General features: G+C 48.4%; 16 protein-coding genes, 1 pseudogene and 1 riboswitch. Of the genes and pseudogenes, 5 read left to right on the top strand and 12 right to left on the bottom strand.

Annotation, left to right across the window (positions count from 1 at the left end):
• Positions 1 to 63 precede the first annotated feature (63 nt).
• Together C2M35_RS03665 and C2M35_RS03660 are read right to left on the bottom strand one after the other, a co-directional pair.
• Positions 64 to 1,662, bottom strand: a complete 1,599-nt coding sequence (locus tag C2M35_RS03665) for an AbgT family transporter (protein WP_105201452.1) — start codon at positions 1,660 to 1,662, stop codon at positions 64 to 66.
• A 135-nt stretch (positions 1,663 to 1,797) separates the two neighbouring features.
• A complete protein-coding gene (locus C2M35_RS03660) occupies positions 1,798 to 2,055 on the bottom strand; it encodes a DUF3081 domain-containing protein (RefSeq protein ID WP_105201451.1) in 258 nt (85 codons plus the stop codon).
• Positions 2,056 to 2,132: 77 nt separating this feature from the next.
• Here C2M35_RS03660 and C2M35_RS03655 point away from each other — a divergent pair, with 77 nt between their 5' ends.
• Positions 2,133 to 3,098, top strand: a complete 966-nt coding sequence (locus tag C2M35_RS03655) for a ribonuclease Z (RefSeq protein ID WP_199774382.1) — start codon at positions 2,133 to 2,135, stop codon at positions 3,096 to 3,098.
• Positions 3,099 to 3,626: 528 nt separating this feature from the next.
• Positions 3,627 to 3,713, top strand: a riboswitch (cyclic di-GMP riboswitch).
• 190 nt (positions 3,714 to 3,903) lie between these two features.
• Positions 3,904 to 6,909: an NEW3 domain-containing protein gene (locus C2M35_RS03650; RefSeq protein WP_105258732.1), complete on the top strand. Its 3,006-nt coding sequence runs from the start codon at positions 3,904 to 3,906 to the stop codon at positions 6,907 to 6,909.
• Positions 6,910 to 7,109: 200 nt separating this feature from the next.
• Here C2M35_RS03650 and C2M35_RS03645 read toward each other — a convergent pair whose 3' ends face one another.
• The 7 genes and pseudogenes from C2M35_RS03645 to C2M35_RS03615 form a co-directional block, all read right to left on the bottom strand.
• On the bottom strand, positions 7,110 to 9,578 hold the full coding sequence (locus C2M35_RS03645; RefSeq protein WP_105258731.1) for a hypothetical protein: 2,469 nt from the start codon (positions 9,576 to 9,578) through the stop codon (positions 7,110 to 7,112).
• A 615-nt stretch (positions 9,579 to 10,193) separates the two neighbouring features.
• Entirely contained in the window at positions 10,194 to 11,003 is an 810-nt protein-coding gene (locus tag C2M35_RS03640) for a thioredoxin domain-containing protein (RefSeq protein WP_105264621.1), read from the bottom strand.
• Positions 11,004 to 11,036: 33 nt separating this feature from the next.
• A complete protein-coding gene (locus C2M35_RS03635) occupies positions 11,037 to 12,407 on the bottom strand; it encodes a sigma-54 dependent transcriptional regulator (protein WP_233999524.1) in 1,371 nt (456 codons plus the stop codon).
• A 301-nt stretch (positions 12,408 to 12,708) separates the two neighbouring features.
• Positions 12,709 to 13,511: pseudogene (locus C2M35_RS03630) on the bottom strand (DUF1338 domain-containing protein).
• A gap of 39 nt (positions 13,512 to 13,550) precedes the next feature.
• The gene (gene astD, locus C2M35_RS03625; protein ID WP_105264620.1) at positions 13,551 to 15,011 is read right to left on the bottom strand and encodes a succinylglutamate-semialdehyde dehydrogenase; all 1,461 of its coding nucleotides are present in this window, start codon (positions 15,009 to 15,011) and stop codon (positions 13,551 to 13,553) included.
• 9 nt (positions 15,012 to 15,020) lie between these two features.
• Positions 15,021 to 16,055: an arginine N-succinyltransferase gene (gene astA / locus C2M35_RS03620; RefSeq protein WP_105201442.1), complete on the bottom strand. Its 1,035-nt coding sequence runs from the start codon at positions 16,053 to 16,055 to the stop codon at positions 15,021 to 15,023.
• 24 nt (positions 16,056 to 16,079) lie between these two features.
• Positions 16,080 to 17,288, bottom strand: a complete 1,209-nt coding sequence (locus C2M35_RS03615; protein WP_105264619.1) for an aspartate aminotransferase family protein — start codon at positions 17,286 to 17,288, stop codon at positions 16,080 to 16,082.
• Positions 17,289 to 17,448: 160 nt separating this feature from the next.
• Here C2M35_RS03615 and C2M35_RS03610 point away from each other — a divergent pair, with 160 nt between their 5' ends.
• The gene (locus C2M35_RS03610; RefSeq protein ID WP_105264618.1) at positions 17,449 to 17,877 is read left to right on the top strand and encodes an Lrp/AsnC family transcriptional regulator; all 429 of its coding nucleotides are present in this window, start codon (positions 17,449 to 17,451) and stop codon (positions 17,875 to 17,877) included.
• Here C2M35_RS03610 and C2M35_RS03605 read toward each other — a convergent pair.
• The 3 genes from C2M35_RS03605 to C2M35_RS03595 all read right to left on the bottom strand — a co-directional run bounded on the left by C2M35_RS03605 (position 17,874) and on the right by C2M35_RS03595 (position 22,006).
• Positions 17,874 to 18,746, bottom strand: a complete 873-nt coding sequence (locus C2M35_RS03605; RefSeq protein WP_105201439.1) for a mechanosensitive ion channel family protein — start codon at positions 18,744 to 18,746, stop codon at positions 17,874 to 17,876. The genes C2M35_RS03610 and C2M35_RS03605 overlap by 4 nt on opposite strands.
• Positions 18,747 to 18,799: 53 nt before the next feature.
• Positions 18,800 to 19,708 carry a hypothetical protein gene (locus C2M35_RS03600; RefSeq protein WP_105214140.1) on the bottom strand — a complete coding sequence of 303 codons (909 nt, stop codon included), beginning with the start codon at positions 19,706 to 19,708 and terminating at the stop codon, positions 18,800 to 18,802.
• A 144-nt stretch (positions 19,709 to 19,852) separates the two neighbouring features.
• Positions 19,853 to 22,006, bottom strand: coding sequence for a M3 family metallopeptidase (locus tag C2M35_RS03595; RefSeq protein ID WP_105214138.1), 2,154 nt, complete (start codon positions 22,004 to 22,006; stop codon positions 19,853 to 19,855).
• Positions 22,007 to 22,447: 441 nt separating this feature from the next.
• Here C2M35_RS03595 and C2M35_RS03590 point away from each other — a divergent pair, with 441 nt between their 5' ends.
• Together C2M35_RS03590 and C2M35_RS03585 are read left to right on the top strand one after the other, a co-directional pair.
• On the top strand, positions 22,448 to 23,623 hold the full coding sequence (locus tag C2M35_RS03590; RefSeq protein ID WP_158677904.1) for a DUF418 domain-containing protein: 1,176 nt from the start codon (positions 22,448 to 22,450) through the stop codon (positions 23,621 to 23,623).
• 50 nt (positions 23,624 to 23,673) lie between these two features.
• Entirely contained in the window at positions 23,674 to 24,828 is a 1,155-nt protein-coding gene (locus tag C2M35_RS03585) for an ABC transporter substrate-binding protein (RefSeq protein WP_158677903.1), read from the top strand.
• The last annotated feature ends 25 nt before the right edge of the window (positions 24,829 to 24,853 follow it).

Below are 24,853 nucleotides of genomic sequence, written 5' to 3'. Positions count from 1 at the left end.
ATTGAATAGTAACACTATAGCAGTTAACAAAAAGCCGGCAACTAAGGCCGGCTGATGATGTTATTAAGGTTGGTAATAGATTGGTGAGCCCGGGCCCACCGGCATACCCAGTACGAATACCCAAAGATAGAATAAGCACACCCAACCAACGAAGAAGATCATGCTGTACGGCAACATGGTCGCGACCAGCGTGCCTATGCCCATGTCCTTCTTGTATTTACAGGCCACCGCCAATATCAGGCCGAAGTAACTCATCATAGGGGTGATCAGGTTGGTTACCGAGTCACCGATACGGTAGGCCGCCTGAATGGTCTCCGGCGCATAGCCAATTAGCATCAGCATGGGCACAAAAATAGGTGCGGTGACCGCCCACTGTGCCGATGAAGAGCCCAGGCTAAGGTTAACAAGCGCACACATCAGGATAAAGAACACGAACACCTCGGGGCCGGTCAGATTCAGCGCCTGTAACAGGGCTGCGCCGTTTACGGCTAATATGGTGCCAAGATTGGTCCATTTAAAGAAGGCAACAAACTGGGCGGCGAAGAATACCAGCACAATATACATGCCCATGGAGCTCATGCTCTTGCTCATGGCATCAATGACATCGCGGTCATTCTTCATGGTGCCAACCACGCGGCCATAGACAAAGCCCGGAATGGCGAAGGTGATAAAGATGATGACCACTATGCCTTTTAAGAAGGGTGAGCCCTTAATTTCGCCGGTGGCTTGATGGCGTAAGATGCCGTCGTCCGGGATAACGGTAAAGGCAAGTAATACACCCAAGGCCAGGAAGGTAAGACCTGCCCATTTTAGGCCGCTTTTTTCGCGCTGGCTAAGGTGCTCAATTTTATTCTCGCCGAGGTCGATACTGGCTTCGCTCGGGTCGTATTTGCCCAGGCGCGGCTCGACAATTTTCTCGGTCACCCAGGTGCCAAGGATGGCGATTAGGAATACGGACACGAACATAAAGTAGTAGTTGGCTTCGGCGCCGACCTGATAATCCGGGTCGATCATTTGTGCCGCTGGTGTGGTAATACCGGCCAATAGTGGGTCAATAGTACCTAGTAACAGGTTAGCGCTGTAACCGCCAGATACACCGGCAAAGGCGGCAGCCAAACCGGCTAAGGGGTGACGGCCAAGGCTATGGAAAATCATCGCCGCCAGCGGAATAAGTACCACGTAGCCGAGCTCAGAAGCAGTATTAGAAAGAATGGCGGCAAACACTACCATAAAGGTCACCAGGCGTTTTGAGGCGCCCATCACCATGCCACGCATGGCCGCAGAGAGCATACCTGAGTGCTCGGCAACGCTCACGCCGAGCAGGGCAACCAGTACGGTACCTAAAGGGGCAAAGCCGGTAAAGTTGGTAACCAGGCCTTCGAAAATACGTCTGAGGCCTTCAGCGCTCATCAGGCTCACTACCTCGATAACACCATCGGGATCGCGGCCTTTAGCGCCTTCTGGGCGAGGGTCAATGGCGCTAAGTCCGGCCCAGTCGGCGATGCCGCTGATCACCACGATGGCAACACAGAAAAGTGCAAATAATGTAATGGGGTGTGGAAGCAGGTTACCGAGAAACTCGACGGTCGCTAGAAAGCGATTAAACCAGCCTTTTTGTTGTTCTTGTTGTTCCGGTACGGCGGAGGATACAGCCTTGGTCATACCTTTATTATCCCTTGGTGTCACAAATTCGGACAAAGATACCATTAATGGCCCTTGGGATCATGGTGTTTCGGCAAACTCGCGCCTATAAGCGGTGAATAGCGGTGAAAATCAGCACGGCAAGCACAAGCAAAATTAGGGCTCTTTGCCTATGCTCAGTAGCTTGTTCATAAAGTCAGATTTGTTCTTCTCACTTTGATAATCAAGGTGATAGGTGTTATGAAAGCCAAAGCGTAAAAGTACGCCGCTGCCTTGCAGGTACAAGGTATAGCCATCAAGATCAGAATAGGCGTACAGGCCTTGGTAAAACTTGCCTTGCTCGGTTTGTTCGCCATGTTGTTGAATGCGCTCATAGGCACGGAGCAGGGTTTTACTGTCGATTTCATTTTTCATAAGCTAGATCCTTGCGATAAGGGACAAGTTATAATCTTTGGGTATGTGGCGTACAGCACAAAAATAGGAGTAAACAGGTGCAAGTTCAAGTATTGGGAAGCAGCTCAGGAACACCGACCAAAAGCCGAAATGTGTCCGGCTATGCGGTGTTTCGTGACGATCAGAAGCCCTGGTATCTGGTCGATTGTGGTGAGGCAACCCAGCATCAGATATTAAAAACCAAGCTGGCGTTATATCACCTTGAGGCTGTGTTTATCACTCATAAGCATGGCGATCATTGCTATGGCTTACCGGGTTTAATTGCCTCGGCAGGTTTATCGGGGCGTACCCAGACACTGCGCATAGTGGCACCGTCAGAGGTGCTGGAGTTTGTCCGTGCCGCCATGGCAATGAGCGAATGGACCTTGCCCTTTAATCTTGAGCTTGTAGATTTTGAGGAACTGAGTGGGCAAATCTTTAGTTGGGTTAAGGTTCAAATCTGCCCGCTGCAACACAGGGTGCCAAGCCAGGGCTTTAAATTTATCGAAACCCAAATTCCGCGCAAACTGGATATTGAACGCCTGAGGGCAGAGCAAATAGCCAGCGGCCCCCATTACAACCTTTTGCAGCGTGGAGAGGATGTGAGCTATAAAGGCGTCCTATTGCGCGCTGATGACTATACCTATTTCGCCTGGCAACCCAGGGTGCTTGTTATCTGTGGCGACAATGAGACGCCCAGTTGTTTAGACCCAGTAATTGCCGGTGTGCATTTGCTGGTTCATGAAGCTACCTTTCTCGCCGCAGACTTACAAAAGGTGGGCCCCCATACAGGGCACAGCGATGTGCAGCGTATCTGCGCCTATGCGCAAAAGCAGGCGCTACCGGCGCTGTTACTGAGTCACTTTAGTGCCCGATATGGCCCGGGAGAGGGCATGTCGGCAATAGCCGATGAGGCTAAAGGTGAGTATTGCGGACGCTTGTTTTTGGCAACCGACGGCATGGTAGTCGCGGTGGATAAAAACACCCAAGTGAGGCTAGTGCAAAGTGACTTTAACAAGGAATAACCTAGTATGAGTTCACTAACTTTGTCTTTTGCTGAATTTCAGAAAGTCATCATTCTAAAATAGTGCGTATACCCGAAAAAGGCTTTGCCAATAGTTAGTTAGCTGTATTTTATAGTCTTTTGGAAGACTAAGCATTGTACTGTTTAAAAAGCACACAAATCCATTAATAAAGCACAGAAATACAATAGGTTGAAAATTGCATACATGCACTTTTGTGCTCAAATTTAAAACTGGGAAAGCATGGATAGTGCTTTGATCTGCTCCGAAGTAAAATAAAAAATCTAGCTAAATCCGCTGTTCAGTTGGCATTAATTGATATTTTTATCTAAAAAGAGCTGTTTCTCCGCATTTTTATCCTGAACGCCTTGTTCAGTTACAATTTTGTTCGTTTCTTGTCCATTGATTTATAAAAAGTTTCAAAAATAGCTCAAAAAAAGATCAGTTTTATCATTGAGAATCCTTAAATCACCTTGTTAGAATGCGCCTTCGCTTGGGCCCCAATGGTCCATGAAGTAAGATTCGAAAGCACTCTCGAAACGGCAAACATTAGGAAACTAATGTACGCAAAATCACAGGCCCTAACTGTTGAAGGCAGTGGGCAGCTGGATTACCGAAAGAGGCGCGTTGATAGAGCTCGGTTATTGACTTGGTCATAAAACTGGGAGCTTTCGAAGTGATGTACAAACTTTGAGAGGTTCTAGTAGTGACTATAACGAAAGGCGTCGTAACGCCTAATAAACTTTCTTCATCTGTTTTAAAAGCCTGTGGCCTAGGACTTTTGGCAACTACTTTGGGCTTTACCTCAATGAACTTGTACGCTGCAAACGGTAACGGCGTACAGAGTGCGATGCAGAATGAGCATACGGGCCTTGGACAAGTGTTCAAACAAAATCAAGCTGACACTCAAGCTAAGAAAAATCAATTAGAACAGCAAACCCTAGCGCTTGCCGCCACCATGGGTGAGCTTCGCCGTGCTAACAAGGGCGCCGGCAAGGGTGGCAAAGACAAATTTTCTCCTGCCTTTGAGCAACAACTAGAAGAATTAGTGACTGCCCGCCAGGCCAGCCAATACGCCTTATTACAGTTTGATGCCAATGCCGCATTGCGTACAGTGATGCCAAACGCCAAGCGTAGCGGCATGCCTGCGCATATCGAAGCCAAACTAGCCCAACAAGCGGAGCTGGTGGGTCAACTGGAATTCGTTTATGAAGATCACCATGACACCAGTAAAGACCGCCTGCGTCATTTCTTGGTTACCGAAGATCAGCGTGTTGAGCTGCACTTAGCTAACCAGGCACAGGCTGAATCACTACGCAATGGCGCTAAGGTCAAGGCCAATGGCTGGTTATTTAAGCATGAGCAAAATGACGCCACTGAAAGCTCCCTCGTGATCAGCGAAGAATCACAAATTATCATGCTGCAAGGGGGTGAGAGTATTGTTGACGCCGCTGCTACCAGTACCGCAGTTGAGCCTTTACCTAATACCCTGGGTGAGCAGCGCACTTTAGTGGTTTTGGTCAACTTCCAAGACAATGCAAGTGAGCGCCCCTGGTCCGTTGAAGAAGTTCGCGACATGGTATTTGGTAAAGTCAGCGATTACTATCGTGAAGCATCTTTTGGTAAAACCTGGTTAAGTGGAGAGGTAACGGGCTACCACACGCTGCCGATTGCCAAGACATGTGAGACTCGCGACATTAACACTTATGGACAACAGGCGGCACGCGATGCAGGTGTTGACGTGGGCAGTTACGATCGCTTTATATACTTATTTCCTAAAAATGAAGCCTGTCCTTGGACTGGTAAAGGTACATTAGGAGGGACTCCTTCTCGCGCTTGGATCAATGGTTCATTTACGCTTAATACCATAGGCCATGAGTTTGGCCATAACTTGGGTTTGCATCACGCTAAGCGCCTTGAATGTCCGAGTGATATTATTGGTGGTGATTGCCGTTCGGTGGATTACGGAGATACCCTGGATATGATGGGTAAATACGGAGTTGAGGGTCATTTCAACACCTTTAACAAAGAATTACTGGGCTGGCTTTCTCCTGAACGCGGCGAGATTATCACCGCCCAAGATGATGGTAGCTACCAGCTGGAACCCTATGCGCAAGCCTCACAGGGTCAAGCCAAGGGTCTAAAGGTGCGTCGTGGTACAGATGCGACCACAGGTGAACCCTTATGGTACTACCTTGAATATCGTCAGCCAGTTGGCTTTGATAGCTTTTTGGAAGGCAAAACCGGAATTACCGAAGGCGTGGTGTTGCGTTTAGCAACTGGCTCCGATGCCTCAAGCAGTGAAATGTTGGATTTGACACCTTCAAGCAGTATCTGGGACTTGGATGATATCGCTTTAGTTGTTGGTAATAGCTATACCGATAATGAGGCCGGCGTCACCATTACTACTGAGTGGGCCAATAGTTCGGGTGTGGGTGTGAATATCAGCTATTCAGCACAGCAAAGCTGTATTGCAGCGCAACCAAGCATCGCGCTGGCGTCTAACAGCAGTGTTTGGGCTGCGCCGGGCGAAACCGTTTCTTATAGCGCGACCTTAACCAATAACGACAGCGCCGAGTGTGGCAACAGCAATTACAGCGTTTCTGCGCAAGTACCGTCGGGTTGGAATGCTACGCAACAAACGGTGAGCTTGGCGCCGGGTCAAAGCACCACGGTAAGCTTAAACGTTACTTCAAGCACAACCGCTACAGATGGTTTTTATGATGTCGCTATCAAGGGCGTGAATGCCAGCGATACTCGCTATCAAGCCAGTACTACTGCGTCTTATGTGGTTGAAACGCCAGTGGCGGCCTGTGTTTCGGCAAATCCACAATGGACCTTGTTAAACACGAGCTCAACTCAGGTAGCAGCGGGCACAACGGTGACTTATCAGGGCACACTGACCAATAAGGATGCGGATAGCTGTGCGGCTTCAACATTTGATGTGAAGGCAAGCCTGCCTGCGGGTTGGCAAGCAACTAGCCCAAGTGCGAGTTTGGCGCCGGGTCAATCACAAACCCTAAGTGTCAGCGTTACCTCGGCTGCGGATGCCAATGCCGGTGTGTATGACTTTAGTCTAGTTGCACTAAACCGTGATAATGGCGGCTATCAGAGCTCGGCCAGTGCTACTTATCAGGTAGCGGCGCCGGTGGCCAGTTGTCGTTTGGCGGCACCAAAACTAGTTGTGGCCGATGCGCTTGGCAGCGAAGTTGATGCCGGCACAGTACAACGCTATAACGTCGAGATCACTAACCAGAATCAGGACTGCGGCGATGCGACCTATAACTTGAGCATTGCTACGCCAAGCGGTTGGAGCGCTAGCAACAGCTCGGTTACCCTGGCCAGTGGCACGACTACGACGGTCAGTGTCAGTGTAATGTCAGCGACCAGCGCCAGCGCCGGCAGTTATAACCTGACCTTAACGGCCAAGGATGTAGCCAATACCGCTTATAACAGCACCAATACCTTGGTTTACCGCGTGGCACAGCAACAAAACAATGCGCCGGTTGCCTATAGCGACAGTGTAAGCATGGCGTCTAAAACAGCCATTTACATTAATGTGCTTGGTAACGATAAGGATATCGATGGCGATACCCTAGTAGTTAAGAGTGCGACTCAAGGTGCCAAGGGGAGTGTGCAGGTGCTCAGTGATGGTCGTATCAAGTATACGCCGGCCAAAAGCTTTAAAAGCAGTGACAGCTTTAGCTATACCATTAGTGATGGTCAATTGCAGTCTACTGCGACGGTAAATGTTACTCTTGCCAGCGACGGTGGCAGCGGCAACGGCGGAAATAAGGGTAAAGGCAATAAATAATGCCAGCGCCCAGCTTAGTTCGACAACAGGCAATACCGTTTAAAGGCTAAGTTATAAAAAAAGCGACGGCGGTAGCCGTCGCTTTTTTTTATTAACCAAATTCAATTTCCTCTTTTTATTTGCAGTCACAGTGTTGCAATATTGTCTTTGCTTGAAGCTAACCCCTTTTAGGGCTAGCTTCGAAGAAAAGACAGGGTTTATTACTCTACTGTCACCACAGATACATCAACGATACTTACATCGACCGCTGCGGTATCACCGTCGGTGACATTAACAGTCAGAGAATTAGATATCATGTTGATGTTTTGTACATTGAAGCCAGGTAATAACCGCAGAGGAATAGCGCACTCTGCAGTTGCACCTACTGCAATAGAGGTAACATCACCACAGAAGGCAAAACCTGAATTGAACTCATCGTATTCATAGCTTGCTTCATCATCTAGGATAGTGAAGTCGGCTGTACCATTACCGGCAGCTACGGCTTGGCCTGCAAGCTCAAAGCCATTCACAGTTACTGTATCTACGCCGCCGTTAGCAAGGCGAACGAAAATAGTCGCTTTCATGGCCACTTGAGGTGTAATTTGCAAAGGTACATCTAAGAATTCAACCGTTGCAGTATCGGTGAGTGAATTCAGATTTGATTCGCCATCGGTGATGGTCACATAGGCTACATTCACTAGGTCCTCGCCGGCATCACCGATAACGGCAGCGTCAATGGTACATTGATACGCGTTGGCAGGGCCAACCGCTATGGTCTGGGAGCCATCAAGTACACAGGTGTTAGTACCTGAGGTCGATCTTGGGCCATCTAGCTGATCGTCGGTCAAGCTAAGCAGGGTAATGTCCTCGCCCGAAGTTGACTGATTCTCAATGGTAAAGCGATACACCACATCACCACCGGGTTCGTCTACTTGAGCTAAATCACTATAAGAGCTGTCATCGGCACCCGCTACCTTAACTTCTTTGGTAAACATCACCGCCGGTGGTACATCGACGATATTGACCGTTTCGCTATCGTTGTCGGTGGCGCTATTGCCTTCACTGTGGTCGGTACTTTCGACGGCTAAAACGGTTGCCGTATTGGTTACCGCTATCAGCCCACCGCTTACATCGCGTACAAATTGACAGGTTAAGGTATCACCCACTTCACCAGCTATGGCGAGATCGAGAGACTGGTCGTCACAGGTATTGCCGGATAGATCGGTTAGCAAATCATCAATGCTGCCATCCACATCATCCTCAAGAGACGTAATGGTCAATGGGTCAACGGTACTGAGGTTTTTAATGATGAGCTTGAAGGTTACATCACCGCCAGGTTCATCAATGTAGACCGCATTGTTACAAGCGCCATCGCTGTCGAATGAGTTGCCCATACATTCAAATCCAGGGCCATCTATTGCAAATTTCTTGATATCGATCTCTGGATCCACATCGCGGATTTCCACTTCAACTATGCCGCTACAGGTTCCTGCTACTGGAGGCATGGCTGTTGGATCGCAGTTTGGTTCGCCAACTACATCGTCATTTTTATCCCAAATGAGGGTGCGAATATAGTCTTGATAGAGCTCTGCAGTGCCATCATCTGGGCCGTCGTCATCGTTGATTCTCATCACCGCTATACAGTCTACGGAAGAAGATGTAGGCGTAAGTTGTACAGGCAAAGATGCAAATGCTTCATCACAAGTATGATCTGCATGTTGTGCGAGTAAAGTTAGGTTACCTATGGTTGTATTAACCTGAGTTGATAAGTCAAAGGTGGCCGACACTGTGCCATCTGTGGTTGAGCTGACCTCGTCATAAACTTCTTTAACAAAAACATCAGCTTTTTCGCTTACACTGGTAATTTCTACTTTGTATTTAAATGTGCCCTCAGGCTCATTGGCGAAGTTGTCACCGACAATAGTTTTGGTAATTGTAGGTGGCTCAGGTTTGATAAAGATAGGAATATTCAAAGTGTCGCAATTACACTTGGATTTTGTATTAGGAACTTGTCCTGGGAAATCGCCATCCAAGGTACAATTATCTCGCTCCTGGTTATCCCAGGCTGCACAGTAATGAAAATCGGCCTGGCCGTCATCATCGTTATCCTGACACAGCATGGTCATAGGTTGTTGTAACAAGGTGTAAGAATCACTGCCATACGCCTTGGTGATGTCGGCACAAACGTCGCCGTCAAGTTCGGCATAGGTTTGCCCTGTAGCCGTAGCATACTGAGCATCCGGTAAAACAATCGAGCAATAATTAGGGAAGACCAAACTATTGGGGTTTTCACCGGCACCTAGTTCTATAGAGACATCATCTGGCGACTGATCGGTTAGGGGCAGATAAAAGGTGGTGTCATAGCGTTCATTGGCATTGGTTCTAATGGTGACATCCGCATTAAACATCACCAAGTCGCCTTCAGCACATTCTGCAACGCTGGGGTTTTCTACCGCTGTGATCTCCACATCATTTGCTTGACAGCCTAACGTGTCCTGCGGCAGTGAATTTTTAGGTACCTTAAGATAGGCATCCGCCATACAGAGCTCTCTGTCTAGCCCTCCGAAAATACCATCATTATAAACTTCCTCGGCGTGTGCGGGTGTGGTGCTAATGCCATAAAGGCTAGCGGTGCTTATCAGGGCGACACCCAGGGCTCTGACAAGCTGCTTACAGTTAAATCGTTTCATAATCATGACCTCAGTCAATCGTTAATATTGATAAAACGTATGTAAGTGCGGCACTTTTAACTGCGGAATAAGGCTGGATTTCTCTCAAGTGTCCACTTTGCTTTTTACTACTTGTTTCGGCGTTTTTGCCGTGTCTAGCTACTGTCTATGGCGGCCCATATTTAAGTGGTGTCCATAGCGCAGAACCTTATCTAGTAGCGATATAGAGCATGCTTTGTGCCAGTGTGTTATCTAATTGTTTTAAAAGGATTTTTATCTTGCTTACGGGGGCTTTTCCGGGGGGGTGTTGCACAGGTGTAACAGTTTGCTTAAAAAATCGCCTGGCAAAGTCTCACAAAAATAAATTAATATTATAAATATCAATATGTTATTTTTTTTTGTCATTGTTCAACAGCGGGTGAACAGATACGAACACTTTTTCGCAAAGCGTGGGACTCGATAGCAGGGGGTTGATATCGACAATTAGGCCTGTGTAACAAGGCCTTGTCACAAAGAAAGAGAATAAAATACAAAGGGCTTACGCAGGCGTGATGTGATTATTTTCAGGTAAGGCTAAGTAAAGTAAAAATAGCGCGACCTTGGCCTGGGTTGGCGGGTCGCGCTATCTGGGATGGATTATTCGCCGGACTGCTCGGCATGGGCGCTAGCCAGTTCGTTCAGTACCGCGGCAAAGGTTTCATAACTTTGGGCACCGACCAGCAAGGTGGGATTGATAAGGCGTTCGCCTTCAATTCGGCCAATCAAAAAGCTGGGTGTACCGCGAATGCCCAAAGACGTGCCATAACTCATGTCCTGCTCTACCTTGGCCAAGATAGCCTCATCCGCGAGGCATTTAGCAAACTTATCCATATCCAGCTCAAGTTGCTCGGCGCTGCTTTGGTATAATTCATCGCCAAGCTGGCGCATATTGTTAAACAGCTGTTCGCGCATAGGCCAATAGGCGCCTTGTTGCAAGCTACAGTTGGCTGCTACCGCCGCGCCTTTGGCCTTATCATGAAAACCTAGTGGGAAGTCGCGAGCGACATATTTAACCTTGCCATTTTCAATGAAATTGGTTTTAAGCTTGCTAAAAGTATTGTCTACATAGCGCTTACAATAGGGGCATTGAAAGTCTGAAAATTCAATGATGGCAAGGGAAGCAGTGGCTTCACCGAGCTCAGGTAAGGTCCCGTCGATATTGAAGTTTTCCTGATCCGGTAATGTTTTATGTCGCGGTTTTCGTGCATCTTTAGCTATGGTGTGAATTTCACTAACCTGAGCGCCTATGGTCGCGAGTTGTTTTTTTAACTCACTCACTTCTTGTTTTAGTGCACTTAGTTCCTGTTCAAGCTTACTCTCTTTGGTGTTTTGTGCCTCAGCATCACAGCCATTGAGTAAGAATAAGGCAATTATTAAAACTATATACTTGGGTATAAATGTTGACATTGTGTGGTCCTCTGGATTGCAACTTAGGTTGAGTTACAGCTTTATTTTGCACTTCTTAATTAAGCGATAAAAAGTCGTTCGCGAAATATTCAGCTCTCTTGCCGCTGCTGAGATGTTGTAGCCATTATTTCTAATGGCCGTAAGTATTAACTCTGTATCTATCTCTGATCTATGTTTTACTAAATCTATTACCTCTGACTTTGAGTCAGATTTTTTTGGCAGCCTTATACCCAGGTCTTGCTCGGTGATAATATCGTTTTCACTCATGATAATGGCACGTTGGATACGGTTTTTAAGCTCCCTGATATTGCCAGGCCAAGAGTAGGCTTCCATTGCCTGTAATGCCTGATCACTAAAGCTGAATTGATGATTCGGGGGCGTCAGTTTTGTGAGGCAGTCGTTGGCAAGAAGGGGGAGATCACTAATGTGTTTTCTAAGACTTGGGATCTCCAACTGAATAATGTTAATTCGATAGTATAAATCTTCTCTAAAAAGGCCTTCTTCGATGGCATTTTCTAAATTTACATGGGTGGCAAAAATAATGCGACAATCTACCTCGGTCGTTTGATTACCACCTATGCGCTCAATATAATTTTCCTCAAGAAAATGCAGTAAATTTATCTGTAATTCCAATGATAAATCGCCTATTTCATCGAGAAATAAGGTGCCTTTATGGGCCCGTTCTATACGTCCTATATATTGCTTATTGGCACCGGTGAACGCGCCTTTTTCATGGCCAAAAAGCTCAGAGTGGATCAGGGTGGGCGGCAGTGCACCACAGTTTACCGTGATAAAGGGGCCATTGCGGCGTGGCGACAAGGAATGTATATATTGGGCGCACAAGCCCTTACCTGTGCCGGTTTCACCGCCGATTAATATGGTTTCATCGGTACAGGCAACCTTATCCAGGGTCTCTTTTAGTTGCTGCATTTCTTTGGATTCGCCAAAGCAGATGCTGTTGGCTTTGCTCGCTGCCGTACCTAGTTTTGAGCGCAATTTAAGTTGCGCCATGCCATAAATATGACCCAAGGTGTGATCCAGCCGTGCCCAGTCTACAGGGAGGTGATGATAATCAAGAAAGTAGTCGGTAAAGCAATAACTGATATTGTCTAGCAGATTGTCGCCGTCGCGAAACAGCGCTAACCATAACAGTGAGTCCTGGCTGGCCGACAGCTGTTTTACGGCTTTGAGCACCGCTTGCTGTTGGCTATGTCCGACCAAGGCTATAGCAACGTAACAGTTATGCTGCTCGAGGATTTTATAGGCACAATCCAAGCTGTTGGCATGGATAAAATGCCAGTTGGGTAAGTTCGTCCGTGAGTTATTTAAGCATGTTTCATCGGTAAAATTTAATACCAATACATCACGCTCCATGTGGATCGTTGTTGTATTGCGCTTACTCACACTAAACCCTTAGCTATGAGACCATGCATTTGTGAGGTGATTAGCTTAAAGTCTAGAAGAGCTGGGACTATTCGCAAGCCAGCTTTGATGGGCGTTAGCGCATTTTTAAGTTTCTATAATGGGTATTAAAGTTAATACTTTCTCCTTAGGCTTTGTTTATACTGAATTACAGAGGATTTATGCCCAGGATGAGGTGAGCACCTTGACACAAGAAGCTGTAATACGGTGTAACAAATATTGATGTAGATCATAAAAAAAGCCCCTAATGGGGCTTTCTGAAGTCTGCATATTACCGTCTGAATTAACGAGCGTTGGTGCTCTCAAAGATTTTGTCCGCAGAAGCGGCAACAAAACCCGTGTAGATTTCACCGTTTGGCTGCAAATAGCGCAAAGCAAACTCGTAGAAGCAGCTTGGCACCGCGAACTCACCATCACTGAACTGCACCTTGGCATCATCGGCAAGGGTGGATGATTGCTCAAGTAGCACTTCCGGAGAGCCTTTGATCTCGCCACCTGAGGTGTTAAGCGCAAAGCCTGCATCTTTTAGTTTCTGGTTCACCTGTTCAATGGTGTCGAACTGAGCCAGGTGGTTATGCTGACGGTGAAGTGGTTGGCACGATAGCCCCAGGCCGCCATCCAGGCCGCATACTCACTTTCGGCAAGCAGCGCCTTGTATGTTTCATGGCTTACCTGCCAATGAGTGCCCGAGTACAAGAAGTTATCGGCGGTCACGGCGGCTTCATCGATTTGCTCAACCATCTCATGAACGACTTTTTGTAGCTCTTCAGAGCACTGTTCAACTAATAGCTCAGAGATAAACACCTTAGGTTGAGTTGGGTCTTCATGTTCGAAGTGCTTAGCGTACAGCTTTTTCGCTTCGAAGTGATACTCACCACACTCTTTGTAACCCACGGCTAAAAAATGGGCGGCTAGTTTTTCCAGGCCTACTTTAGGCAGGTTGAAGGTACGCAGGGCAATATGATCATTGATCACATCATCTTGCTGCGTTGAACCTAGTAGCTCGTGAACCTTTACCGCTGAAGGTGTTACTTCAAGGTAGTTGTCCCACAGCTTTTCAAATAATGTATTTACATCGTTATGCATGTTTTTTCCTTAACGCATGTGCGCGTGAATTATTCTCTATTAAAGCATTAAGCCCGGCGCTAATTTTTCTGGTAGTGTGCTTTTCGGCGCTTCCACAGAAGCCACAGGATAAGCACAGTAATCTGATGCATAGTAGGCACTCGCACGATGGTTGCCACTGGCACCGATACCACCAAACGGGGCGGCACTTGAGGCCCCAGTGATTGGACGGTTCCAGTTAACAATACCGGCGCGAATGCGCTTTAAGAAATAGTCATAGTCGGTTTGCGAGTCGCCAAGCAGACCCGCAGATAGACCGAATGAGGTGTTGTTGGCCTCATCAATGGCCGCATCGAAATCACTGTAGCGATACACTTTTAACAGTGGGCCAAAGTGTTCTTCATCGGCCAGGGTGATGTTAGAGACATCGACAATACCTGGGCTAACAAAGCCGGTGTTCTCATCTAGATGTTTCATCTCTAGTAGTGATGTTGCACCTTGGGCTACTAGCTGCTCGTAGGCCGAGCGCATGCCCGCCGCCGCTTTTTTGCTGATCATGGCGCCCATAAATGGTTGCTCTTCGGCAAAGCTGTCGCCAATTTGGATGTTTTTAGTCACTGCTACCAAGCGCTCAAGAATGGCATCGCCTTGCGCACCTTGCTCGATAAACAGACGACGAGCACAGGTACAACGCTGGCCAGAAGTAATAAAGGCAGACTGCACAATATCGTGTACCGTGGCGTCAATGTCGCTCACCCCTTTAATGATCAGCGGGTTATTGCCGCCCATCTCCAGTGCCAGAATTTTGCCCGGATGACCGCCAAACTGCTGATGCAGTAAGTGACCGGTTTGCGAGCTGCCGGTAAAGAAGAGGCCGTCGATATCCTGATGTGAGGCCAGGGCCTTACCCGTTTCTATCTCACCTTGAACCAGGTTAATCACACCTGCAGGAAGGCCGGCCTTGAGCCAAAGCTCCAGAGTGTGCTGTGCAACCTTAGGAGTAAGCTCTGAAGGCTTGAACACCACGGTATTGCCCGCAAGAATAGCCGGTACTATATGACCGTTTGGCAGGTGGCCTGGGAAGTTATAAGGGCCGAATACCGCAACCACACCATGAGGCTTGTGGCGGATAAAGGCTTGAGCGCCAGGCATGGGGTTTTCAACCGTACCGGTACGCTCGTTATAAGCCTTGATTGAGATAGCAATCTTGCCTGCCATAGCACCCACTTCGGTGCGTGTTTCCCACAGTGGCTTGCCGGTTTCTTCGGCTATGGTGGTCGCTAACTCTTCGCTGTTTGCTTTAAGCTGATCGACAAAACGCTCTAGTAGCGCGATACGCTCACCAAGCTCGGTTTGTGCCCAGTCGAATTGCGCCGCACGGGCGCTTTTTACCGCTGCGTCTACCTGCTCGGCACTGGCGCCTTGGCCTTGCCAAATCTCGGTATTTTTACTTGGGTTGATGGATGAAAACGCCGGGCCTTGACCCGCAACCCATTGGTTATTAATTAATTGCACTTGCATAGTCATTCCTTAACGACTAGAGAGCGCGAAAAAGCGCACTGAATCACCTTGGGACACCCCAAGCGCTTGTGCGGTTTGCGCATTTAAATAAAGTTGATGTTTGATATCGCAATACTGTACGGCATCGCTAAATATAGCCCTGAACTCGCTGACTTTGTCATTACATATCGCCCAGGTGATGCCTTGCGGTCGCAAATCTTCTTTGATCAATACCGGACACACCTTGGATTGGCGCACCGTGGCTATATTGCCTAGCTTGGCTTCTACCGTTGGACCCGCATCGAACAGATCAACATAGCCGCGGTGCTCAAAGCCTTCACGCTGCAATAAGCGCAGGGCAGGGGCTGTGTTTTCATGCACTGCACCGATCACGGCTTGTGCTTCTGGGCTTAACAGGCTGACATAAATCGGATATTTCGGCATCAGCTCACTGATAAAGGTTTTATCCCCTAAGCCCACCAGGTGATCCGCCTGAGGAAACTCAATGGAGAAAAAGTGCTGCTGTAGCCATTGCCAAAACGGCGAATGTCCTTGCTCGTCGCTCACCCCGCGCATCTCGGCGATTATGGTGTCGCTAAAACGGTCACTGTGCTCGGCCATAAATAAGAAGCGAATTCGCGATAGAAAACGCCCGGTTAAGCCTTTGCGGTGGTCTTCGCGTAAAAACAGCGTACAAATTTCCGAGCAGCCGGTGTAATCGTTACACATGGACAGGGTTTCAACCGAGTTGTAAACACCTAGGCTGGGGCTGTGATGCACTGAGGTTGACAGCCGATAGTGGTATAAGGGCACAGACATGCCCACCGCAGCTTCAATGCCCGTGGTGCCAACTATCTGGCCGCTGTAGGTATCTTCTAACACGAACAAATAGCCTTCATCCCCAGGGCCATTGACCTGCTTGTTGAAACTGGCCTCGGCACGGGCGATTTTAGCCTGTAACTGCTCATCATCCACGGGCAGGGAGGTAAAGCCGTGCCCTGACTCGGTGGCAATTTGTTTTAAAGCGGCGAAGTCATCGCCGCATATAGGTCGTAAAACTAGCATAAGATTAGTCGTCGCCAGCTACTGTTATTTAGCAGCAACAACCTGAGCAACCGCTTTTTCAAAGCGCGCCAGACCTTCTTTGATATCCGCTTCTGGAATAACAAGAGAAGGAGTAAAGCGTACCACATCCATGCCAGCGACCAGGCTCATTAGGCCGTTGTCCATAGAGGCATTAAGGAAATCACGGGCGCGTCCCTTGTAATCTTCGTTCAGTACTGCACCTAGCAATAGGCCTTGACCGCGTACTTCACTGAAGACCTTGTATTTGTGGTTGATGGCAGCCAAGCCGTCACGGAATAGTTGCTCACGTACCTTAACGCCTTCGAGCACTTCTGGGGTGTTTACTGTGTCGAATGCGGCTTCAGCAACGGCACAGGCCAGCGGGTTACCGCCGTAGGTAGAGCCGTGTGTGCCTGGCTTTAGGTGCTCGGCGATATCGGTGGTGGTCAGCATGGCGCCGATAGGGAAACCACCGCCCAAGGCTTTGGCTGTGCTTAGGATATCAGGCGTTACACCTAGACCTTGGTAAGCGTATAGGTGACCTAAGCGGCCAACACCGGTTTGTACTTCATCGAAAATAAGCAGGGCATTGTGCTTATCGCACAGTTCACGCACGCCTTTAACGAAATCTGCTTCAGGGGCAATGATGCCGCCTTCACCCTGCAGTGGTTCCATCATCACCGCACAGGTGTTGTCATCGATAAGTGATTTGAATGTTTCCAGGTCGTTGTAATCACAGTGCACGATATCGCCCGGCTTAGGACCGAAGCCGTCAGAGTAAGCGGCTTGGCCACCTACGGTTACGGTGAAGAAAGTACGACCGTGGAAGCCTTTATTAAAGGCGATGATCTTAGATTTTTGTGCGCCGAATTTATCCAGTGCCCAACGACGAGCCAGTTTTAGCGCCGCTTCGTTCGCTTCGGCACCTGAGTTGGCGTAATACACTTTTTCGGCAAAGGTGGCATCGGTTAGCTTTTTAGCCAGGCGCAGCGCAGGCTCATTGGTCATCACGTTAGCCAGGTGCCAGATTTTCTCGCCTTGCTCTTTTAAGGCGCTAACTAAAGCTGGATGACAGTGGCCTAAACAGTTAACGGCGATACCACCGGCAAAGTCGATAAACTCGTTACCTTGCTGATCCCATACGCGAGAGCCTTCGCCCTTAACCGGGATAACCTCAGACGGGTTGTAGTTAGGTACCATTACTTCATTAAATAGTTCGCGGTTTACTTGCATGACACACCTTTAAAATGAGAGAGCGGCTCGAAAATGGATGGCCGCTAATTATAGTCGATTATTATGGCCCTTATATTGACTACTTAAGCATTAAATTTGCAGTGTCATATTGATAAATTTGCGTATAATCTCTATCAAAATGACGAAATCGGCAACCATAATGACAAATAAACAAGATGAAAAGCTCCTGGCCATGCTTAGAACCAACGCCCGTGCCAGCATCTCAGATCTCGCCCGTGCCTTAGATTTGTCGCGCTCTACGGTGCAAAGCCGTATGCAGAAGCTTGAGGAAAGCGGGGTAATTAAGGGCTACAGTGTCGAATATGGTGATGCCTATTTATCGTCCATGGTGTCCGCCCATGTGTCTATCAAGGTCAAACAAAAGCTCACCACCAAAACCAATATCGAACTTAAGCATATTGATGCCATTACCGAACTCTATGCCATCAGTGGGGAATACGATCTTATCGCCCTGGTGCAGGCGCAAAGTTTAGAAAAACTGAGTCACCTGCTTGATGATATCGGCAATCTTGATGGTGTAGAGCGCACCACCTCCTCGGTGATTTTGGAGACCAAGTTTAAGCGCTAATGGCGTTTGAGGGTTAGCTCACCGTCGATATGCAGATCCCTTTGTGGGAAGGAGATCACTACATTATGGGCCGCAAAACTGGCGCAAATAGCAAAACGAATATCGCTTTTTACCTTGCGTACACTGGCCTCGGCCTCGGCGTTAACCCAGAACACCGCATCGAATATCAAAGCGCTGTCACCAAAGTCTGCAAAAATTACCGTGGGTTTTGGGGTTTGCAGCACCGCCTCGGTTTCACTTAGTATTTCATTGAGCAACTTGGCGACCAGAACCACATCGCTGCCATAGGCTACACCGACTCGTACATGGGTTCTGGCCATGGTGTCGATCAGCGTCCAGTTGGTCACTGTATTTTCAAGCAGTTGGCTATTGGGCACCAGCATGTGCACGCCGTCGCTGCGACGAATACGGGTAGAGCGGGTATTGATGGTTTCCACCACGCCCTTGGCATCACCCACCTCTAGAAAGTCGCCGATGCGTATGGGGCGCTCCCAAATCAAAATCCAGCCGCTGATAAAGTTGTTAATGATATTCTGGGCGCCAAAACCGACGCCAATGGCCACCGCACCTGAGACAAAGGCGAAAGCGGTAAGCGGAATGTTGAGCACTTCCAAGGTGGTGAAAACGATGATAACAACGCACAGCACCAGGTAGATACGTTTAAACAGCAGTGCGGCATCCGGGCCGATACGCTTATTGCTGATTTTTCTCTGTAGCAGCTTGCCGATATAGCGTACCAAAACCCACACCACTAAAATAATCAGTGGAATTTGGATCAGCTTGGCCAGAGTGAATTCTGAGCCGCCGTAACTAAAGACTACGGTCTCTAGCGCCTGTGTGAGCTTTTCGAAAAAAGGGCTATTTAACAAAGTCGTATCCTTTTATTTTTGTATTATAGGCCAATAAGAGCCAAGCCGATTTATTAGTCTATATCCATGGGTTCAAGTTTTTGCTCATCGAGCTTAAATATATAGATATTACGGCCTATGCCCTTAAACTCTTCGTCGGCTATTACAACCGTGTTGTTGTCGTAAAAGGTGACTGCTTCTTTTTGTGTGACTATGCCGAGGTTTACTTTTTCTACCTCGCCGGAGAAAAAATTATCTCCCTGCCAGTTTCTAAACAACCAAAGATCGGTCGAGTCGAGCAGGGCCAGGGTAGAGCGATCCGGGCTCATGGCCGCCGAGGTGACCCAACAGAGTTTCTCCGCCGTGGTGCAGGTTTTAAAGGAGCCGATAAACTCAGCCTCGTAATTGTCGGCATGATTGCCGATGCGATAGAGATTGGTTTTACCATCGAAAGGCTGGGTACGGTTTTTGGTAAATAAGTAGAGCTTATGTTTGTATTCGACAAATGCCTCTAAATCGAAGTTTTTCCGCTCCGGGGTCAGCGGCTCTTCCCACAGCTCCTTGTAGGTGAATTTAATGATCTCCGCAAAGGCCTTACCGGATTTGATGTCGATAGGGTTTTCAATTTTATAAATGGTCAGCCAACGACGGTTATGTTCGTTATTGCCAAAATCCCCTAAAAAGAAGTGACCAAACTCGTTTTGAGTCATGTCCTCCCAGTCGATGTTTTTGGCATTGGTGACTTCGATGCGTTGTTGCACCTTACCCTGTTCATCGACCTGATATAAAAATGGGCCGTCGCCGCCGTCATTGATGGCCCACAAGCGCCCACGCTTATCGAATTCGATGCCGGAGACTTCTCTTAATTGCGGATCTAGGGTCACAAATTTGTGCTGATAAAGATAATAAATCAGATACGAGGCAATCATCCCCGTGACCAGTACGGAGATAATGCTGATAAAAACGAACGACTTTTTAAGCATAACAACACCAGAAGAATCAACGCCCTATAGTATAACAACAGGGTGATGGATATGCTTGTGGGTAAATACAAAAAAACGCGGCCGGGTGGCCGCGTTTTGTAAATTTAGCTTGGCTACTTGTCAAGCTAACATCTGAGCTAGGTCTTATTCGGCGTTGCCATCAACCAGGCCACGACGTTTAAGTAGAGCGTCTGTGGTTGGTTGTTGACCACGGAACTCAATGTAGCTTTGCATCAAGTCGCGGCTGTTACCACGTGATAGCACTTCTTTACGGTAGTGATCACCGTTTTTACGGCTTAGGCCACCTTCGTTTTGCATATGGGCGAATGAATCGGCCGCAAATACTTCGGTCCACAGGTAGGCGTAGTAACCAGCGCTGTAGCCACCGGCAAAGATATGGCTGAAGTAACAGCTCTTATAACGTGCCGGGGCCGGGTAATAGTCGATGCCGTGACGGGCCAGTGCATTTTTCTCAAAGGCGGCCACATCATCGATTTTGGTACCTGGGGCGATTGAGTGCCATTCCATATCAAGCAGGGCTGCAGCAAGGTATTCTGTGGTATCGAAACCTTGGTTAAAGGTGTGTGATTCCAATAGCTTATTTAACAGCTCTTGAGGAATTGGCTCACCTGTTTGGTAGTGCTTGGCATAGTTGGCCAACACGCTAGGCTCGATATTCCAGTCTTCGTTCGCCTGTGATGGGAACTCTACGAAATCGCGCGCGGTCGCTGTACCGGCCAATGACGGGTATTTCACGTCAGAAAATAGGCCGTGAATAGCGTGACCAAATTCATGGAACATGGTGGTTACTTCAGAGAAGGTCATCAGCGTAGGCTGGCCTTCGGCAGGCTTAGGAATATTCTGCGCGTTGTAAATAACTGGCTTGGTGCCTTGCAGGTGGTTTTGACCTACGTAAGCACTCATCCAGGCACCGCCACGCTTACCTTCACGCGCATAAGGGTCAAGGTAGAATAGACCGATAGAGCTGCCGTCTTCGTTGAATACTTCCCATACGAACACGTCTTCGTGATAGGTAGGTAAGTCGTTACGCTCTTTCATGGTGATGCCGTATAGCTTGTTCATGGCGAAGAACAAACCATCGTTGATCACTGTATTCATTTCAAAATACGGTTTAACCAGGCTGGAATCGATATCGTACAATTCGGCACGTACCTTGGCGCCGTAGTATGCCCAATCCCAAGGCTGTAGTTCAAAGTCTTTACCGTCTTTCTTAATTGCCGCTTGAATTAGCTCGGCTTCTTGTTTGGCTTTGGCCACAGCTTTTGGTGCCAGGTCATCCAGCATGGTGAACACGGCTTCAGGTGTTTTTGCCATGCGATCGTCAAGCTGATAATGCGCCCAAGATTCAAAGCCAAGTAGCTGAGCCTTTTCTGCGCGTAGCTGCGCTTCTTCGATGGCGATAGGGCCATTGGTTTTTTGTGCACGTTCAGACGAAGTACGCCATACTTTTTCACGTAGCTCACGGTTTTCAAGGCTGGTAAGGATAGGCTGGCGTGTGGTGTTTACCAGGGTGATCATATAGCCTTCTTTGCCGGCTTTTTCCGCTGCTGCTTTAAGACTGGCGATATCATCTTCGCTTAAGCCTGCAAGTTCGGCCTTGTCGCTCACCAAAATGGTGTCTTCTTTAAATGACTTCATGATGTTTTGCGAGAACTGTGTGCTTAGCTTAGATAGCTCACCGTTGATTTCACGCATGCGCTGCTTTTGCTCTTCGTTTAGCTTGGCACCGGCGCGTACAAATTGCTTGTAGTAGTAATCAACCAGACGCTGATCTTCTTTTGAGAGTGCGTCTTTAGCGTCGTATACGGCGGCAACGCGATCAAACAGGGCTTTGTTTAGGAAGATGTTGTCGCGGTGTTCGGCGAAAATAGGCGCCATTTTGGTGTTGATACGCTGATATTCGTCGTCAGAGATAAGGCCAGACAGGTTAGAAAACGCAGCACGGGTGCGCTTTAGGATAGTACCCGATTGCTCCATCGCCACCAGTGTATTTTCAAATGTAGGCGCATCTGGATTGTTAGCAATGGCATCGATTTCAATGCGTTGCTCTTTGATACCGGCATCGAAAGCCGGCTCGTATAACTCGGTGCCAATTTTATCAAATTCCGGCGCCATGTAAGGCAATGGGCTTTTGCTTAGGAATAGGTTTTCTTGAGCTACCTGCTGTGTTACCGGAGCTTTAGCTGCGGCTTGAGTTTGGTTGTTGCTAGGTTGCTCGCTACAGGCGGCCAATAATGTTGTCGCGCTCAGGGCGGCAGCAATAACGGATAAACGCATTGTTTACTCCAAATGTTGTTAAGGTTGTGTTGTTATGGTGCGCTGGTACAGCGGTGCATGGCGGTAGGCGATAAATCGCGATTAAGGCCCGGTTATGCCCGCAATAATGACCGTGTCAGCAGCGTGAGGAAACAGCTAAGAAAGCATAGTTTCGATGGCGCCGACATCCATGCACTAAAACCACCACATTACTGCGGATAACGCCCAACAACAAGTGACTTGGCCGTATTTACGGGCATTTTGTCGTAAATACCTCGGCTCTGTGTCACTTTTTAGCTCTTTTAAAGACAATTTTGCGCAAGGTTAGGCATGAGTTGAGGCTAAATAGGTGGTTTTATGCACTGCAAGACGCCACTTAATATCACCACTAAATTTAACTACTGAATAGGCATAAGCCTATGTTAGCCTTAGTTTAATTAGATAATGGCGTCGGAGTTAGCCGTGTTTGCATCGAGTTTATTTCAATCCTCCGGGCCCTATCATGCTCTGGTGGGCGAGGGGCGCCGCCCCGATTTGGATATCCTCAGGGGCATTGCGATTTTGGGGATCTTCTTTCTTAATGCCCCGTATTTTATCGACTTTGCCAATGGTTATGTACCACCGCTGCCACTGTCCGAGGGCGATGCGATACTGACTCGACTTTCAGATATCGCGCTGGAAGGGCGTTTTCGTGGCCTGTTCTTAGTGTTGTTTGCTTTAGGGTTAGTGATCCAGTGGCAACGCTGTTATGAACATGAAGCGCCCATTCCTAAATTACAGCGCCGCTTATTGGTGTTGCTGGGTTTTGGCTTCGCTCACAGCCTGTTTATTTGGGCCGGCGATATTCTTATTGGTTATGCGATTGCCGGTTTGCTGGCCCTGCCCATGCTGGCTAACCCAAGAAATAAACTCACTCTACAGGGCATTGCATTTCTGGTCTTTGGCAGTGCCATGCTGTTGGTGCTGGCCGCTTTAAGCAATGAGCCCCAGGTGCAGTTTACCGATTCTCACTATCAGGCCTATTTAGCTCAGTTCGATGGCAACTTTTGGCGCACGCGGGGAGCTAACGCCGGCAACAGCGCCTTGATGCTGCTAGCGTTAATGCTGGCGATTCTTTGGCAGCAACTGGGCATGGTGTTGTTAGTCGTCGCCGCCTGGCGCAGCGGGTGGCTGGTAAGGCCCTGGCCGCTGGTGCATACCCTGGCATTAATCAGCGTTCTACTTGGCTGCGCCTATTTAAGTTCGCGGCAATGGCATGACGTCAGCGCCTTTAACGATGTGTTGGCCCTGGTTGCCAATTCTTTTAGTGGTTTTTGCACCGCGCTGATTGCGGTACATCTCTTGTACCTTTGGTCGTTTGCCGATAATGTTTTGACTCGGGCGCTGGCCAGTGTTGGGAAAATGTCCCTGAGCTGTTATTTAAGCCAGTCGTTGTTTATGGTGGTGTTGATCCACTTTTTCGGGAGCGAAATGGCAACCGAATTTCAGTTGCAGGATTATTTGTTGTTGTCCGCCTTAGTGAGCGCGGTCAGTTTGATAATTTGCCCCTTGTATCTGCGTGTCTTTAAGCAAGGCCCTGCGGAGTGGCTGTGGCGGCATTGGTATCGAGATAAGAATAAGAAAATAAATACTAATTAGTATGGCAAGGAATGCCAGCCATACGGCGCAAATCGACTAGGGAGGGTGAGATGAACTGGCTAAAATCAGTGTTATGGGTAACGCTATGGCTGACAGCTATGGTGTTTTCCGCGCAGGTATCTGCGCAGTTATTGAAACAATCACCGATGCAACAATCGGCAAAGCCGCAAACCAGGGTCTTGCTGATCAACCCGTCTACAAAAACAGATCCTTTTTGGCATCAGGTGCAAACCTTCGCCCAGTATGCCGCAAGGGATTTAAACATACAGCTGAATGTGATTTACGGCGATGCCCATCGTGAATATCAACAGCAAAATCTGCGCCTTTACCTCAAGCGTGATGCCGCTCCGGATTATGCCATTTTAATTAATTACCCCGGTGGCAACGGCGAAACCATGCGCATTCTAGAAGCCGCCAAGGTGCCTTTTATTACCTTAGAGCAAACGCTATCGGTTAGCGAGCGTGCCGCCTTAGGCGAGCCTGGCAGCTCTTTTAAATACTGGTTGTATGAGATCAGCCATGATAACCGGGATGCCGGTTACCAATTGGCACAAAGCTTAATTGCCATGGCCCGTAAACGTGGGATAGCCAGACCCGATGTGCTGGCTATAGGCGGTCATTATGGCGCCGAAACCGACCACAGGGTGCAGGGATTAAATGATTATCTTGGCGCGCAACAAATAGCGCTGCGGCAACTGGTGCATGCGCAGTGGCAAAGTGAGCGGGCGGCGCAGCAAACGGCGCAACTACTGCGTCGTTATCCTTATGCCAAGGTGATTTGGAGCGCCTCGGATGGTATGGCCATGGGTGCGGCCCAGGCCGCCGTATTGGCCGGGCGCAGTATTAATCGCAATGTTTTTATCGGAGGTTTCGACTGGTTACCCGAGGCCTTAGAACGCATTGAAACCCAGCAGTTAAGTGCCTCGGTAGGCGGTCACTTTTTAATGGCCGCCTGGGCGTTGGTGGTGATTTACGACCATGAGCGGCTCGCCGAGCCGCAGCTGCTTGAGCGTCATATTCGCTTTAAGCTGGCCATAGCCGATGAAACCAATGTGGCGCAAATTAAACCCCTGGTCGATCCGAGCAATTGGCTGCATGTAGATTTTAAGGATTTCAGCCGCAGCGAGCATAAGGAGTTGGTAAGCTATCCCTTTGCTGTACAAAGCCTGCTTGAGCACTACTTTAATTCGGATTTTTCGCGGTGAGTCGATTACAATAGGGGCAATATCA

The sequence above is a fragment of the Pseudoalteromonas sp. T1lg76 genome (genome assembly GCF_002964725.1).
GTDB lineage: Bacteria > Pseudomonadota > Gammaproteobacteria > Enterobacterales > Alteromonadaceae > Pseudoalteromonas.
The sequence above is the reverse complement of the archived record's forward strand: the minus strand, read 5'-3'. Positions and strand labels throughout refer to the sequence as shown.

Excerpts from the sequence above, each read along its gene's own strand:
- C2M35_RS03665 (WP_105201452.1), bottom strand. The coding sequence starts at position 1,662 with ATGACCAAGGCTGTATCCTCCGCCGTACCGGAACAACAAGAACAACAA.
- C2M35_RS03660 (WP_105201451.1), bottom strand. The coding sequence starts at position 2,055 with ATGAAAAATGAAATCGACAGTAAAACCCTGCTCCGTGCCTATGAGCGC.
- C2M35_RS03650 (WP_105258732.1), top strand. The coding sequence starts at position 3,904 with ATGAACTTGTACGCTGCAAACGGTAACGGCGTACAGAGTGCGATGCAG.
- C2M35_RS03645 (WP_105258731.1), bottom strand. The coding sequence starts at position 9,578 with ATGAAACGATTTAACTGTAAGCAGCTTGTCAGAGCCCTGGGTGTCGCC.
- C2M35_RS03640 (WP_105264621.1), bottom strand. The coding sequence starts at position 11,003 with ATGTCAACATTTATACCCAAGTATATAGTTTTAATAATTGCCTTATTC.
- astD (WP_105264620.1), bottom strand. The coding sequence starts at position 15,011 with ATGCAAGTGCAATTAATTAATAACCAATGGGTTGCGGGTCAAGGCCCG.
- astA (WP_105201442.1), bottom strand. The coding sequence starts at position 16,055 with ATGCTAGTTTTACGACCTATATGCGGCGATGACTTCGCCGCTTTAAAA.
- C2M35_RS03615 (WP_105264619.1), bottom strand. The coding sequence starts at position 17,288 with ATGCAAGTAAACCGCGAACTATTTAATGAAGTAATGGTACCTAACTAC.
- C2M35_RS03610 (WP_105264618.1), top strand. The coding sequence starts at position 17,449 with ATGACAAATAAACAAGATGAAAAGCTCCTGGCCATGCTTAGAACCAAC.
- C2M35_RS03600 (WP_105214140.1), bottom strand. The coding sequence starts at position 19,708 with ATGCTTAAAAAGTCGTTCGTTTTTATCAGCATTATCTCCGTACTGGTC.
- C2M35_RS03595 (WP_105214138.1), bottom strand. The coding sequence starts at position 22,006 with ATGCGTTTATCCGTTATTGCTGCCGCCCTGAGCGCGACAACATTATTG.
- C2M35_RS03585 (WP_158677903.1), top strand. The coding sequence starts at position 23,674 with ATGAACTGGCTAAAATCAGTGTTATGGGTAACGCTATGGCTGACAGCT.